Genomic DNA, 13,711 nt, shown 5'->3' on the forward strand with positions numbered 1-13,711 from the left:
CCACCCACGACCAAGGAACCCCAGTGAAAAGGCTGACACAGGTCAGCGAATACCACACGCCCACAACACAATCAGGCGATCACGCGCCCCAACCCCACCCCACCTGAACTCCTTCCACGGATCCAGGCTCAGGGACCAGGGGTTTGCGGTTCTTTCGGATCAGGAAGCATGCGTACGCTTCCCGCACCTCGGACGCGCAGGCGTCTTGTCGTGCACCTCGGTCGCAAGGGTTTGTCGCTTAGGGCGGCTGGATGTGTGTGAGATGCTCACCGATCGGGGGTGTGAAGAGATGACGAACAGCAACACAGCGCGGTCGGGTGGCGATGACGCCGGTGACGAGACACCGTTGAGACTCTTCGGTTTCGAGTACGACGGGGCCGGCTACCGCGCGGAGGTCCTCGACTACTCCGGATGTGATGTGACGACGGTGATCTCGGACGCCGATTACTTCTTCACCGATCAGGGCAAGTTGTGGTCGCTCGCTGTCGTCGTCGACGATCGAGCCGACCATGAGCGATTGGTGTGGCTGTCGGGGTACGACTATCGGGAGCCCGCTCGAACACGGGTCGAGCGGGCAGGGCGAGCCGAGATGCAGCTGCGATATCTCGCCTCCCGCTCCGCACAATCCCGACCTGTGGTGCTTCCCGACGGCCTGCGGCTCATCCGCATGTTCCCCGAGTGGAGCGCCGGACCACTCTGGGAGAGCTTCACCGAGAACTACCCCGCCGACCCATTGCGCCTGGGCCTCGACCCCGAGCTGGCAGCGGAGCTCACCGAGTGGAACGACGTGTGGAACGCGCGTCCACACGACGCCGACCTCGACGACGAACCCGGATGGACAGCCGCCGGAGTCGCGCTACACGCTCGCGTCCAGTCCGCGCTGGCCGGTGTCGCCGAGGTGGCCGCGCAGTTCGTGTTCTAGGCAACTTCCCACGGACGCGACCAGCGAAACCCCACGCCACAAGCACATCGCGCCGGATTCGTATGCATCCGGCGGGAGTTTTCCTCTCGGAGAGGAAAACTCTGGTCGCCGGGGTTCGCGATGTCTAGACATGCACGGTGACCTTGTTTGTGGACATCACCCCGGACGAAGCGGGTGGTGGGGCGGAGCGCACGTCGTCCGGCGGTTCGTCTCGCGCGCGATCACTGTTGACCCGGGTGGGACTCCCGTTGCTCTCGGTGGTGCTGTTCGCCGCGGTGTGGCAGGTCGTCGCCGTCAGCGGGATCTGGAGTGAGACCTTCGTGCCGCGCCTGGGCACCGTGTGGCAGGCCTTCGTCGACATGTCCACGACGCACGACGGAATCCGCGGCTATGCCGACTATTACTGGTGGGAACACCTGTACATGACGCTACGCCGGGTCTTCGCAGGTGTGGCGATCGGCGTGATCCTCGGCGTGCTGCTCGGTCTGGCGATGGGAACGGTGGGGTGGTTCCGACGCCTGCTCGAACCGTGGCTGACGTTCCTGCGCGCTCTACCGCCGCTGGCCTACTTCTTCCTGTTGGTCATCTGGCTCGGCATCGACGAGGCGCCGAAGATCACGCTGCTGGCATTGGCCGCGCTACCGCCCGCGGCGGTGGCGACCACCGCCGCCGTCAGTGCCGCGCCGGTGAGTCTCATCGAGGCGGCGCGCGCGCTCGGGGCCTCGCGGTCCGAGGTGATCCGCGACGTCGTCGTACCGTCGGCGCTGCCCGAGACCTTCACCGGCGTACGGCTTTCGGTCGGCATCGCGTATTCCTCCGTGGTCGCGGCCGAGCTGTTCAACGGCATCCCCGGAATCGGTGGCGTGGTCAAGGACGCCAGCAACTACAACAACACCCCCGTCGTCCTGGTCGGCATCATCGCCATCGGTCTGTCCGGACTGATCATCGACGGGCTCCTACGAACAATCGAGCACCGAGTGGTGCCGTGGCGCGGAAAGGCCTGAAAGACATGACAATCACACGCAAGAGGGCCGGTTCGTACCGGCTGCGCCGGTCGCGCTTCGGTGCGGTGCTCGGGATGATCGCCGCAGTGGCGCTGGTGCTCGCCGGTTGCTCGGTCGACAACTCCGGGGACGACAGCAAGCCGACGATCCGGCTCGCCTACCAGTCGTTCCCGAGCGGCGACCTGATCGTCAAGAACAACGGGTGGCTCGAAGAAGCGCTGCCGGACTACAACATCAAGTGGACCAAGTTCGACTCCGGTGCCGACATCAACACCGCGTTCGTCGCCAAAGAGGTCGACTTCGCCGCCATCGGCTCCAGCCCCGTGGCCCGTGGACTGTCCGCGCCGCTGAACATCCCGTACCAGGTGGCTTTCGTGCTCGACGTCGCCGGCGACAACGAGGCCCTTGTCGCGCGCAACGGAACCGGCATCGAGACCGTCGCCGATCTCAAGGGCAAGCGGGTGGCGACAGCGTTCGCCTCGACCGCCCACTACAGCCTGCTGGCCGCGCTGAACCAGGCCGGCGTGAACCCGAAGGACGTGAACCTGATCGATCTGCAGCCGCAGGCCTCGCTGGCGGCCTGGCAGCGCGGCGACGTCGACGCGGTCTACACCTGGCTGCCCACGCTCGACGAATTGCGCCAGGACGGAACGACTCTCATCGCCAGCCGGCAATTGGCCACCGCTGGCAAGCCCACGCTCGACCTCGGTGTGGTCTCCAGTGAATTCGCGACGGCGAACCCTGAGGTCGTGAACACCTGGCGGCAGGTCCAGGCCCGCGCGCTCACCCTCATCAAGGACGACCCGCAGGCCGCTGCCGACGCCGTCGCCGCACAGCTGGGCACGACCCCGGAGGATGCGGCCAACCAGTTGAAGCAGGGCACCTTCCTCACCGTCGCGGAGCTGACCAGTCCGACGTGGCTCGGTACCCAGGGCAACCCGGGCAATCTCTCCGAGAACCTACACAGCGCGGCGGTGTTCCTCGCCGAGCAGCAGCAGATCCCGGCCGCACCGCCGATCGAGACCTTCCGCGAGGCCATCTACACAGAGGGATTGCCGGGTGTCCTCGAACAGCAGTAGTCCGCCGGACCGACCCGAGGGGCGACGCGTCTCGATCCGTCTGCACAACGTGTCCCAGAGGTACGGGACAGGTGCGGACGCCGTGACCGCGGTCGGCCCGGTCGACCTGGACGTCCCGCCGGGCGAGTTCCTGGTGCTGGTGGGTGCGTCCGGATGCGGCAAGTCCACCCTCCTGCGACTCATCGCCGGGTTCGAACCCGCGACGGTGGGGAGGGTGGAGGTGTCGGGAGGCGCCCCGGTACCCGGGGTGACCTCCGGAGTCGTCTTCCAGCAACCGCGCCTGTTCCCGTGGAAGACGGTGGGCGGCAACGTCGATCTCGCGCTCAAGTACGCGAAGGTCCCCAAATCCGAACGGGTGGCACGCCGCGCCGAACTCCTCGAACGCGTCGGTCTGGACGACACCGCCGGCCGGCGCATCTGGGAGATCTCCGGCGGGCAACAGCAGCGGGTGGCCATCGCCCGTGCGCTGGCGGCCGATACGCCGTTGCTGCTGCTCGACGAGCCGTTCGCGGCGCTGGACGCCCTCACGCGGGAACGGTTGCAGGAGGATGTGCGGGCGGTGAGCGCGGACAGCGGACGCACCAACGTCTTCGTCACCCACAGCGCCGACGAGGCAGCGTTCCTGGGAAGTCGGATCATCGTGCTCACCAAACGACCGGGACAGGTCGCACTGGACCTCACCTCGACGTTGCCGCGCACCGGCGTCGAACCCGACGAACTACGCGGTTCACCCGAATACGCCGCCCTGCGCGCCGAGATCGGTGCCGCGGTGAAGGAGGCCGCCGTGAAAGATGCTGAGGTGAAGGATGCCGCGGTCGCATGAGCGGCCGGGCCTTTTCCTCAGCGTGGGCTCAACCCTGTGCGGTGGCGCGGCGTCCGGTTAGGAAGTGGGGGTGTCCTCCGTTCCAGCGTCGTCCGCCACCGCAGTGGCTTCGACTCGGCTCGTCGACCTCGACGCGCTCCTTCGTCGCTTGCTCGGCCCGGCGGCTCCGCTCCTCGCCGGCTCAACCAGCGGAAATACGCGAGGCGCGTTCGGCTCGATCAGCGCACACCAGGGCACCCTCCACTCGATGAACTGGGCGGACGGATCGCACCACGGTTCGCCGCCGGCGCACCCCGCTCCGACCCCCGCCTTCATCGACCTGGAGAACAATCCTCATGACCACCACCTCTCACCCCGTCGCCACCACGCACCGTCCTGACGCCGGAACCATCTCCGGCGGAGTCGAATTCGACATCGACGAGTTCGGCCCGAGTTTCGGTGCCGAGATCCGCGGCGTCGATGTCGCATCCGCCACCGACGCACAGGTGTCCGCGTTGCGCCGGGCGCTGATCGACTACAAGGTCATCGTCCTGCGCGATCAGCACCTCGACGACGAGGCGCACATCCGGTTCGGAAATCGGCTGGGAGACCTGACCTTCGGGCATCCGGTGTGGAACAGCGGCGACGTCCCCGGCGAGGTCTACTCGCTCGACAGCGCCGACAACGGCTTCGCCGACGTGTGGCACACCGATGTCACCTTCATGCCGCGTCCGCCGATGGGCTCGATCCTGCGTCCGGTTGTGTTGCCGCGCAACGGCGGTGACACCAACTGGGCGGACGCCGAGCTCGCGTACCAGTCGCTGTCGGAACCGGTTCGGCGGATGATCGACGGACTCAGCGCGGTACACGACGGCAACCGCGAATTCGGTTACTACCTCAAGCAACGACGCAACGGCCGCGGCAACACCTGGGACGGTGAGGAGGTCACCGAGCTGGTGCCGGTCACCCATCCGGTGGTGCGCATCCATCCCGAGACGGGCCGGAAGTCGTTGTTCGTCAATCCCGGTTTCACGTCGCACATCGACGGCGTCTCCGAGGCGGAGAGCCGCGGCATCCTGGACCTGCTCTACGCACACCTCACCAAGCCCGAACACATCGTCCGGCACCGTTGGCGTCTCGGCGATCTCGTCCTCTGGGACAACCGGAACACGCTGCACTACGCGAACCGCGACTACGGCGACGCCCGCCGGGTGATGCACCGGATCACCCTGCGCGGCGAGGCGCCCATCGGACCTGCCTGACCGCGACGTCCCGACGATCCCGAACTCCCACCATCGGCCACCCGGCCGGCGGTGGGAGTTCTCGTATGCCACTCAGTGCGTCGTACACGAGCCGGGACCAGCTTATTCAACCGAGGGGTTGACAAGGTCGACGATCCGGCGCACCATCGTATTCAACCAAACGGTTGAGGAGGTCGGATGGCAGACGAGTTGTCCAAGGTGTTCGCCGCACTCGCGGACCCGACGCGGCGCGACATGGTTGCGCGGCTGGCGGTCTCGGATGCGACGGTCAGCCAACTCGCCGAACCGTACGACGTCAGCATCCAGGCCATCTCGAAGCACCTGAAGGTGCTGCAGGACGCCGGCCTGGTGACCCGAACCCGGGAGGCCCAAACCCGTCCGGTCCATCTGGAAGCAGAGGTGTTCGACCTCATGACCAAATGGATCGAGCGGTACCGGAAGCGGGCGGAGGAGCGCTACCAGCGCCTCGACGCGTTGCTCGCCGAGATGAACGACGGCCCCGAGGCCCAGCATCCGACGGTGTCGGACCCCGAGGTCGAACAACCACTCCACAAGGAAGGAAAGGTGTCATGACCGCAACCCAGACCCGCTATCCCGAGGCCGCCATCGAAGCCGATCAGGAGGTGCCGCTGATCCGGATCACCCGCGACTTCCGCGGGACGCCCGCGCAGCTGATGAAGGCCCACACCGACCCCGAACTCTTCGTCCGGTGGGTCGGGCCGGACGCGATCAGCAGCCGGGTCATCGAGTGGGACGTCCGCGACGGCGGCAGCTGGAGCTATGTCTCCACCCACGAGGGGCAGGAGTTCGGATTCCGCGGGTGCTTCCACACTGTGGGCGAAGACAAGATCGTGCAGACGTTCACCTTCCTCGGCATGCCCGATGCGGTGTCGCTGGAGACCCTGTGGTTCGAGGATCTGGGCGACGGCACGACGCGGCTCCACGCCCAATCGCTGTGCGACAGCTTCGAAGCGCGCGACGGTTGGCTCGCCTCGGGCATGGAGGTCGGCGTGAACGAGGGATACGCCGCACTCGACCGCATGCTCACCGAGGGCGAGATCTGATCGTGTCTGGCGTGACCCTGCCGGAACTGGGTGCATCGTCGCGTCACCGAGAGGTGGCCTCCGACTTCGCGGAGGCCATCGCCGACGTCCGCGACTGGGAGGTGCCGACGCCGGTCGACGGGTGGGTGGTACGCGACGTCGTGGCCCACCTCGTCGACTGGTTCACCGGCTTCCTCGCCGCCGGTGGGGTGGCCCTGCCCGCGGGACCCGCTGTCGCCGACGATCCGGCCGGGGCGTGGTCACAGCACGCCGCCTCGGTGCAGGCACTCCTCGACGGACCGACCGCCGAGGACACGTTCACCCACCCGATGGCGGGCGAGCATCGACTTTTCGAGGCAATCGACCGGTTCTACACCGCCGACGTGTACATGCACACGTGGGATCTCGCCCGATCCCAGGGCGTCACCCCCGACCTCGACCCCGGATTCGCCGGACAACTGCTCGAGGGCATGGCGTCCATCGACGACATCCTCCGCAGTTCGGGTCAGTACGGTCCGAAGGTCGAGGTGGACGCCGATGCCGACCCGGTGAGTCGCCTCATGGGATTCATCGGCCGGGACCCGCGGTGGACGCCGGCGACGAGGAGTGATGACGAGCACGCGCTCGACAACGCGGAGTAGCCTCGATGAGGTGCCAGACGACAACTTCACCACGCATGGCTCCCAGTTGACCGAAACCCGGCATCCGTCACCCCGAACCCTGGGTGAACTGCGTGCCAGTGGTCACGTGCAGCGCAGTGTGCGCGACGAGATCCGCAACAACCTCCTGTCCGCACTCCGCGAGGGGCGCGACCCCTGGCCGGGCATCGTGGGCTTCGAGGCGACGGTCATCCCGCAGTTGGAACGGGCCCTGATCGCCGGCCACGACGTCGTCATGCTCGGCGAGCGCGGCCAGGGCAAGACCCGCATCCTGCGCACCCTCGTCGGGCTCCTCGACGAGTGGACGCCGGTCATCGCGGGTTCCGAGCTGGCCGAGCATCCCTACGAACCCATCACCCCCGGGTCGATTCGGAAGGCCGCCAACCTGCTCGATGATCTGCCGATCGAGTGGCGTCACCGTTCGCAGCGCTACAGCGAGAAGCTGGCCACGCCGGACACCTCCGTGGCCGACCTCGTCGGTGACATCGACCCGATGAAGGTCGCCGAGGGTCGCAGCCTCGGCGACCCGGAGACGATCCACTTCGGGCTCATCCCGCGCTCGCACCGCGGCATCGTGGCCATCAACGAGCTGCCCGACCTCGCCGAGCGCATCCAGGTGTCGATGCTGAACGTGATGGAGGAGCGCGACATCCAGGTCCGCGGGTACACCCTGCGACTGCCGCTCGACGTCCTGGTGATGGCCAGTGCCAACCCCGAGGACTACACCAACCGCGGCCGGATCATCACCCCGCTCAAGGATCGCTTCGGCGCCGAGATCCGGACGCACTACCCGCTCGAGCTCGACGACGAGGTGTCGGTGATCGAGCAGGAGGCGGATCTGACCGCCAGCGTCCCGACCTTCATCACCGAGATCCTGGCGCGGTTCACCCGCTACGCCCGTGACCACCCGTCGATCGACCAGCGATCGGGAGTTTCCGCCCGCTTCTCGATCGCCGGTGCCGAAACCGTTGCGGCCGCGGCGCTTCACCGGGCGACGGTGACGGGCGAGGACCAGGCGGTGGCACGCGTGGTCGATCTCGAGTCGGTGATCGAGGTGCTGCGCGGCAAGATCGAGTTCGAGTCCGGCGAAGAGGGCCGGGAACTCGAGATCCTCGAGCACCTGATGCGCAAGTCCATCGCCGACGCGGTGCGTGCCCACCTCGGCGGCGTCGACATGGCGCCGCTCGTCGCCGCCCTCGAGAACGGCGAGCCGGTGGTCACCGGTGACCGGGTGCGTGCCGACGACCTGCTGGGTTCCATCCCGTCGCCGGACACCACCTCCGGCGTTCTGGACCAGATCGCCGAGCGCCTCGAAGCGGACTCGGACGGGGAGCGTGCCAGTGCGGTCGAGCTCGCGCTCGAGGGACTCTTCCTCGCCCGTCGGATCGGCAAGGAGGCCGACGAGACCGGGCAGACCATCTACGGGTGACCCTTCGTGGCTCGCTTCGCTCGCACCTCAGGGGGCAGGGGCTCGCTGCGAGAGCGAGAGTGCAGGAACCGCCTTTGCTCCCTGAGGTGCGAGGAGCGTTAGCGACGAGCCACGAAGGGTTCGCGACAAACGAGGAGAACACATGGCGCGCAAGAGCTTCCACCGTTCGCGCTACCAGCGGTACAGCGGCGGACCCGATCCGCTCGCGCCGCCGGTCGATCTGCGCGAGGCGTTGGAGACGATCGGCGACGATGTCATGGCCGGCGCGTCGCCGCAGCGGGCGCTCCGAGAGATGCTGCGTCGCGGGACACCGAACATGCGCGGACTCGACAAGTTGCGCGAGCAGATCAACCGTCGCCGGCAGGAACTGCTGAAGAAGCGCAACCTCGACGGCACCTTCGCCGAGATCCGTGAACTCCTCGACCGTGCGGTACTCGAGGAGCGCAAGCAACTCGCCCGCGATCTCGACGACGACGCCCGCTTCGCCGAGATGCAGATCGGAAGTCTGCCGCCGTCGACCGCCCAGGCCGTCGAAGAGCTGTCGGAGTACAACTGGCGCAGTCCGCAGGCGCGTGAGGACTACGACAAGATCAAGGACCTGCTCGGCCGGGAGTTGCTCGACCAGCGCTTCGCCGGCATGAAGGAAGCGCTCGAGGGGGCGAACGAGCAGGATCGGCAACGGATCTCGGAGATGCTCGGCGACCTCAACGAGCTCCTCGCCGCGCACAACCGGGGCGAGGACACCACCGAGGCATTCGACGAGTTCATGGCCAAGCACGGTGAGTTCTTCCCGGAGAACCCGCGCAACACCGAGGAACTCATCGATTCCCTCGCCCAGCGCGCGGCCGCGGCCCAACAGTTCTACAACTCGCTGACCCCTGAGCAGCGCGCCGAGCTCGACCAGCTGGCGCAGCAGGCGTTCGGGTCGCCGGACCTCATGAACCAACTGGCGCAGATGGATTCGCAGCTCCGGGCGGCTCGACCGGGTCTGGACTGGGACGACGCGCAGTCGTTCTCCGGCGACCAGCCGATGGGACTGGGCGAGGGGGCCGCGGCACTACGCGACATCTCCGAACTCGAGGCGCTCTCCGAGCAGCTGTCACAGCAGTATGCCGGCGCGCAGATGGACGACATCGATCTCGACGCGCTCGCCCGGCAGCTCGGCGACGACGCGGCGGTCGACGCGAGAATGCTGGCCGAGCTCGAGAAGGCGCTGTCCGAGCAAGGCTTCTTCGACCGCACCGCAGACGGTCAGCTCCGGCTGAGTCCGAAAGCGATGCGCCAGCTCGGTCAGTCGATCTTCCGCGACATCGCCGAGCAGCTGTCGGGCCGCCGGGGCGATCGCCAGACCCGCCAGACCGGACTGCTCGGCGAGCCTACCGGCGCTTCCCGGGAGTGGGAATTCGGCGACACCGACCCCTGGGACGTCACCCGGACCGTGTCGAATGCGGTGCTGCGCACCGTGTCCGAGACACACGAACCGTCGCTCGCGACGTCGGAGATGGCGCGATCGGGAGTGCGTATCGACGTCCGCGACGTCGAGGTCTCGGAGACCGAGAGCCGTACGCAGGCAGCGGTGGTCCTGCTCGTGGACACGTCCTTCTCGATGGAGATGGAGGGCCGGTGGACGCCGATGAAGCGCACCGCGATCGCCCTGAATCATCTGATCTCCACGCGCTTCCGCAGCGACGAACTCCACCTCATCGCGTTCGGAAGATACGCGCGGTCGATCGACATCGCCGAGCTCACCGGTCTGCAACCGCGGATGGAGCAGGGGACCAACCTGCATCACGCACTGTTGCTCGCCCAGCGGCACCTCCGGCGGTTCCCGAATGCGCAGCCGGTGGTCCTGGTGGTCACCGACGGAGAGCCGACCGCGCATCTCGATCCGAGTGGGGAACCGTTCTTCTTCTATCCGCCGCACCCGCAGACCATCGCGCTGACGGTTCGGGAACTCGACCATGTCGCGCGAATCGGCGCCCAGGTCACGTTCTTCCGTCTCGGCGAGGATCCCGGGCTGGCCCACTTCATGGATCAGATCGCCCGCCGGATCGGCGGACGCGTGGTGGCGCCGGACGTCGACGGTCTCGGTGCCGCCGTGGTCGGCGACTATCTGCGGGCCCGGAAGGGGCGTCGGCGCGGCTGATCGACGCCCCGTCGATGAGCGCCGCGGCGACGTCGGCGCGAATGTGTCGGCGCGAGAATGTCAGACGGTCTTCGGCTTTCGGCCGGCGATGATCCAGAGCACGATGCCCACCAGTGCGAGCAGGCCGCCGAAACCGCCGCCGACAACGGCCAGCAGCACGCCGCCGACGCCGCGGAGGATGCCGGACGCGTCGATGGATGCGACGACGGCCGGCGAATCGCACTGGAACGAGTAGGTGCCGGATTCCACGACCTCGAACGAATCGAACGATTCGACCCCGGAACCGTCGAAGGTGAACTCGGTCGTCGAGTTCGTACCCGACGCCAGCGCAGCGGGACCGGTGATCTCGCAGGCGGGTACGCCGTTCGTGCTGCTGCTGCTGAACAACTGGAACTCGTCACCGGCGTCGTAGTACTGCTCGGCGGTGGGGTTGACCTCGAACGCCTTGTCGGCCACGTTCCCGATACCGGCGATCGCCATGACCACCCCGACGGTGACCGACAGGACCAGGATCAGCACACCGAGCAGGGTCAGGATCTTGCCCCACCGTCGCATCCCGGCGCGGTCCTTGCGCGGGGGAGGGGGCGGTGGATACCCGCCGTACGCGGCGGGTTGTCCGAAGCCGCCCGACGGCGCGTACCCGCTGTCCGGGTAGGGCGGCTGCTGGGGATGCGATTGGCCGTACGGCGACTGGTAACCCGAGGGCGTCGGTCCCGGTCGGCCGTCGCCGGGCTGCCCGGGATCGTAGGGCTGGCTCATCTTCGCCTCCGATGTACGCCGGTCGGCCGTCCCGCCCGGACTCGTTGAATTATGCCGCTCGGCCGGGTCTTTCGTCGGGCAGTTGGCCAGAGGGGTCGTCGATGCGAGGTACCGGCCCGACGACTCCTCGGGGTCGTCTCCGGGGAAAGATCAGGGTGGTCGTGCCGGACTCGGGCAACTAGGGTTTCCAGACGTGACCCAACCCGGCGATTCACCGATGCCCGACGACCGGCGTGCCCGACTCCGCGCCGCGGATGCGGACCGCGAACTGGTCCACGAGATCCTCTCCGCCGCCATGGCGCACGGCAGCCTGTCCCCGGTCGAGTACGAGGAGCGGGCCGGAAAAGCGGTCCTCGCGAAGACCTTTGGTGACCTCGACGCCCTGACCGACGACCTCCCGGTGGCACAACTCGGCGTCGCGATGCCTGCGGCCAGCCTGTCTCCGGGCCCGCGGGTGACGGGCGGCAGCGCGGACACGGCCGTCCGCCACCGGTTGGCCATCATGTCCGGGAGCGAGCTGTCCGGGACGGCGGTGGTCGCCGATCAACTCACCGCCACCGCCATCATGGGCGGGGTCGAACTGGACCTTCGCGAGGTGGAGTTCACCGCGCCGGTGCTGACGGTCCAGTGCGTGGCGATCATGGGCGGGGTCGAGATCAAGATGCCCGACGGAGTGACCGTCGAGATCGGGGGACTGGGCATCATGGGCGGATTCAGCGGCCGGTCGCGAAAGGCGTCCCGGCCCGGCGCGCCAGTGGTACGGGTGACCGGACTGGCGCTGATGGGCGGCGTCGACGTCAAGTACGTGCCCCGGGAGGAGCCCGACGACTGAGGAAGTTCAGGCGAGCAGCAGGGCGATGATCATGATGGTGGGTATCGACGTGAGCGTCGTGATCAGTGCCGTGTCCCGGGCGAGGATCTGGCCGCGCCGGTAACGGGTCGCGTACACCAGGACATTCTGCGCGGTCGGCAACGCCGCGATGATCACCTGCGCGAACAACGCCTCACCGGTCTGCCCGAATCCCCAACGGGCGATGGCGTAGACGGCCAGCGGCATGACGATCATCTTCAGCACGCTTGCCAGTGCGATGTCGCGGCGGGGGCTCGCACCCTTCTTGAACACCGCGACGCCGGTGAGCGACAGGCCGAATGCCAGCAGCGCCGCCGGCACGGAGGCGTCACCGAGCATCTTCACCGGGGACATCACGGCCGCGGGCGGGCTCCAGCCGATCAGCGAGACCGACAGACCGGCGAGTCCGCCGACGACGATCGGATTGGTGATCGGCGCGACGAGCGAGTCCCGCAGCAGCGATCTTCCCGAATCCCGGTCCAGCGCGGTGAGATCCAGCGCGAGCAACGCGATCGGTGAGTAGATCAGGATCTGGAACAGCAGCAGCGGCGCGATGAACGACGCGTCGTCGAGAACGAAGATCGCGATCGGAAGACCCAGATTGACGCTGTTGACATACGACGACGACAGGCCGCCGATCACGAGTTCGGGAACCGCGCGTCGAAACCACAGTTTGGCGACGACGACGTACAGCGCACCGATCAGAAACGCGCTGCCGCCCGCGATCACCAGCGTCGACGAGAAGACAACCGACAGATCGGAGGTGACCATGGAGTGGAACAGCAGCGCCGGTGTGAAGACGAAGAACACCAGGCGGGAAAGGACTTCGTGGGCGTGGTCGCCGATGACACGCGTGCGCCCGAGGAGATATCCCACCCCGACTACAATGAAGATCACCGTGAAGCCGGAGATGACGCCAGACACCGGTTGAGTCTAATCGTTAGGCTGGTGAACACATCGTGTCGGATCTACATGGGGGTTGTGCGTGAGTTATCCACCGGGACAGGGCTCGGGCCAGGGCCAGGACGACTGGGGTACGGTGCCGAGCTCGGGGTCCTCGGGCAACTCGGGTCCCAACCTCTCCAAGGGTGACCAGGGCCAGGGTGCCGCACCCGAGTACGCGCCGACCGAGTACGGCCAGACCTACCAGCCGGGTCCGTCGTCGGACCCCTACGGCCAGAACGTCTACGGGCAGAACGTCTACGGGCAGAACCCGTATGGTCAGGAGCAGTACGGCCAGAGTCCGTACGGATCGCCGGCCGGCAACCAGGGCTACGGGACGCCGAGCCAGGATCCCTACGCACAGCCGCCGGGTGGGTCCTACGGTCAGGTCAACGATCCCTACCAGGCGCCGGCGTACGGCGGCGCGTACGGGTCGCAGAACCCCTACGGCGCGGCACCCTACGGCGGCGGTTACGGATACGCGCCGCCGCAGAAGACCAACGGCAAGGCGATCGCGGCCTTGATCTGTGGCATCGTCGGCGTCGTCTCGCTGATCGCCTGCTTGTTCTTCTCGTTCTTCCTGTCGATACCGGTCGGCATCGCGGCCGTCGTGCTGGGGTTCATGGCGCGACGTGACATCGAACAGTCCGGTGGCACGCAGAGTGGTTCGGGGATGGGCCTGGCGGGGATCATCACCGGCGCGCTCGCCATCGTCGGTGGCGTGGTGTGGACCGTTCTGTTCATCGTCCTGATCGTCGCCGGCGACACGAGCTCCTCCACCTACTACTACTGAACGAATTTCGGGCCGATCCGG

Annotated in this window: 14 protein-coding genes; 12 read left to right on the top strand and 2 right to left on the bottom strand. The window is 67.3% G+C overall.

All coding sequences use genetic code 11. The annotated features are described in order from the left end of the window. Positions 1–289 precede the first annotated feature (289 nt). The 10 genes from JW364_RS17030 to JW364_RS17075 all read left to right on the top strand — a co-directional run bounded on the left by JW364_RS17030 (position 290) and on the right by JW364_RS17075 (position 10,346). Positions 290–922, top strand: a complete 633-nt coding sequence (locus tag JW364_RS17030) for a hypothetical protein (protein WP_078112197.1) — start codon at positions 290–292, stop codon at positions 920–922. Positions 923–1,059: 137 nt separating this feature from the next. After that, positions 1,060–1,926, top strand: coding sequence for an ABC transporter permease (locus JW364_RS17035; protein ID WP_205333046.1), 867 nt, complete (start codon positions 1,060–1,062; stop codon positions 1,924–1,926). Positions 1,927–1,931: 5 nt separating this feature from the next. Continuing rightward, complete coding sequence (locus tag JW364_RS17040) at positions 1,932–3,005, top strand: ABC transporter substrate-binding protein (protein ID WP_078112224.1); 1,074 nt, start codon at positions 1,932–1,934, stop codon at positions 3,003–3,005. After that, entirely contained in the window at positions 2,986–3,828 is an 843-nt protein-coding gene (locus JW364_RS17045; protein WP_078112195.1) for an ABC transporter ATP-binding protein, read from the top strand. Before JW364_RS17040 ends, JW364_RS17045 begins: the two co-directional genes overlap by 20 nt. A gap of 335 nt (positions 3,829–4,163) precedes the next feature. Further along, on the top strand, positions 4,164–5,069 hold the full coding sequence (locus JW364_RS17050) for a TauD/TfdA family dioxygenase (protein ID WP_058251518.1): 906 nt from the start codon (positions 4,164–4,166) through the stop codon (positions 5,067–5,069). Positions 5,070–5,246: 177 nt separating this feature from the next. After that, positions 5,247–5,642 (top strand): helix-turn-helix transcriptional regulator, encoded by a 396-nt coding sequence (locus tag JW364_RS17055; RefSeq protein WP_078112193.1) that lies wholly within the window; start codon positions 5,247–5,249, stop codon positions 5,640–5,642. Next, positions 5,639–6,133: an SRPBCC domain-containing protein gene (locus JW364_RS17060; RefSeq protein ID WP_058251516.1), complete on the top strand. Its 495-nt coding sequence runs from the start codon at positions 5,639–5,641 to the stop codon at positions 6,131–6,133. Before JW364_RS17055 ends, JW364_RS17060 begins: the two co-directional genes overlap by 4 nt. A gap of 11 nt (positions 6,134–6,144) precedes the next feature. Then, positions 6,145–6,753, top strand: coding sequence for a maleylpyruvate isomerase N-terminal domain-containing protein (locus JW364_RS17065; RefSeq protein WP_078112192.1), 609 nt, complete (start codon positions 6,145–6,147; stop codon positions 6,751–6,753). After that, entirely contained in the window at positions 6,722–8,200 is a 1,479-nt protein-coding gene (locus JW364_RS17070) for a sigma 54-interacting transcriptional regulator (protein WP_078112191.1), read from the top strand. The genes JW364_RS17065 and JW364_RS17070 overlap by 32 nt, the downstream gene beginning before the upstream one ends. A gap of 142 nt (positions 8,201–8,342) precedes the next feature. After that, complete coding sequence (locus tag JW364_RS17075) at positions 8,343–10,346, top strand: VWA domain-containing protein (RefSeq protein ID WP_058251514.1); 2,004 nt, start codon at positions 8,343–8,345, stop codon at positions 10,344–10,346. Positions 10,347–10,406: 60 nt separating this feature from the next. Here the strand turns inward: JW364_RS17075 and JW364_RS17080 are convergent, their stop codons facing one another. Then, the gene (locus JW364_RS17080) at positions 10,407–11,105 is read right to left on the bottom strand and encodes a hypothetical protein (protein ID WP_058251513.1); all 699 of its coding nucleotides are present in this window, start codon (positions 11,103–11,105) and stop codon (positions 10,407–10,409) included. 193 nt (positions 11,106–11,298) lie between these two features. Between JW364_RS17080 and JW364_RS17085 the strand changes: the two genes are divergently transcribed. Beyond that, entirely contained in the window at positions 11,299–11,937 is a 639-nt protein-coding gene (locus JW364_RS17085; protein WP_175404315.1) for a DUF1707 domain-containing protein, read from the top strand. A gap of 6 nt (positions 11,938–11,943) precedes the next feature. Here the strand turns inward: JW364_RS17085 and JW364_RS17090 are convergent, their stop codons facing one another. Next, a complete protein-coding gene (locus tag JW364_RS17090) occupies positions 11,944–12,879 on the bottom strand; it encodes an AEC family transporter (RefSeq protein ID WP_058251512.1) in 936 nt (311 codons plus the stop codon). 61 nt (positions 12,880–12,940) lie between these two features. Here JW364_RS17090 and JW364_RS17095 point away from each other — a divergent pair, with 61 nt between their 5' ends. After that, on the top strand, positions 12,941–13,690 hold the full coding sequence (locus JW364_RS17095) for a DUF4190 domain-containing protein (protein ID WP_205333047.1): 750 nt from the start codon (positions 12,941–12,943) through the stop codon (positions 13,688–13,690). The last annotated feature ends 21 nt before the right edge of the window (positions 13,691–13,711 follow it).

The organism is Gordonia sp. BP-119, assembly GCF_016924115.1.
In the GTDB taxonomy this organism is placed as follows: domain Bacteria; phylum Actinomycetota; class Actinomycetes; order Mycobacteriales; family Mycobacteriaceae; genus Gordonia; species Gordonia hongkongensis.

What these genes read in the sequence shown, in the direction of transcription:
- JW364_RS17080 (WP_058251513.1), bottom strand. Translation starts at nt 11,105, where the DNA reads ATGAGCCAGCCCTACGATCCCGGGCAGCCCGGCGACGGCCGACCGGGA.
- JW364_RS17030 (WP_078112197.1), top strand. Translation starts at nt 290, where the DNA reads ATGACGAACAGCAACACAGCGCGGTCGGGTGGCGATGACGCCGGTGAC.
- JW364_RS17040 (WP_078112224.1), top strand. Translation starts at nt 1,932, where the DNA reads ATGACAATCACACGCAAGAGGGCCGGTTCGTACCGGCTGCGCCGGTCG.
- JW364_RS17060 (WP_058251516.1), top strand. Translation starts at nt 5,639, where the DNA reads ATGACCGCAACCCAGACCCGCTATCCCGAGGCCGCCATCGAAGCCGAT.
- JW364_RS17050 (WP_058251518.1), top strand. Translation starts at nt 4,164, where the DNA reads ATGACCACCACCTCTCACCCCGTCGCCACCACGCACCGTCCTGACGCC.
- JW364_RS17075 (WP_058251514.1), top strand. Translation starts at nt 8,343, where the DNA reads ATGGCGCGCAAGAGCTTCCACCGTTCGCGCTACCAGCGGTACAGCGGC.
- JW364_RS17070 (WP_078112191.1), top strand. Translation starts at nt 6,722, where the DNA reads ATGACGAGCACGCGCTCGACAACGCGGAGTAGCCTCGATGAGGTGCCA.
- JW364_RS17055 (WP_078112193.1), top strand. Translation starts at nt 5,247, where the DNA reads ATGGCAGACGAGTTGTCCAAGGTGTTCGCCGCACTCGCGGACCCGACG.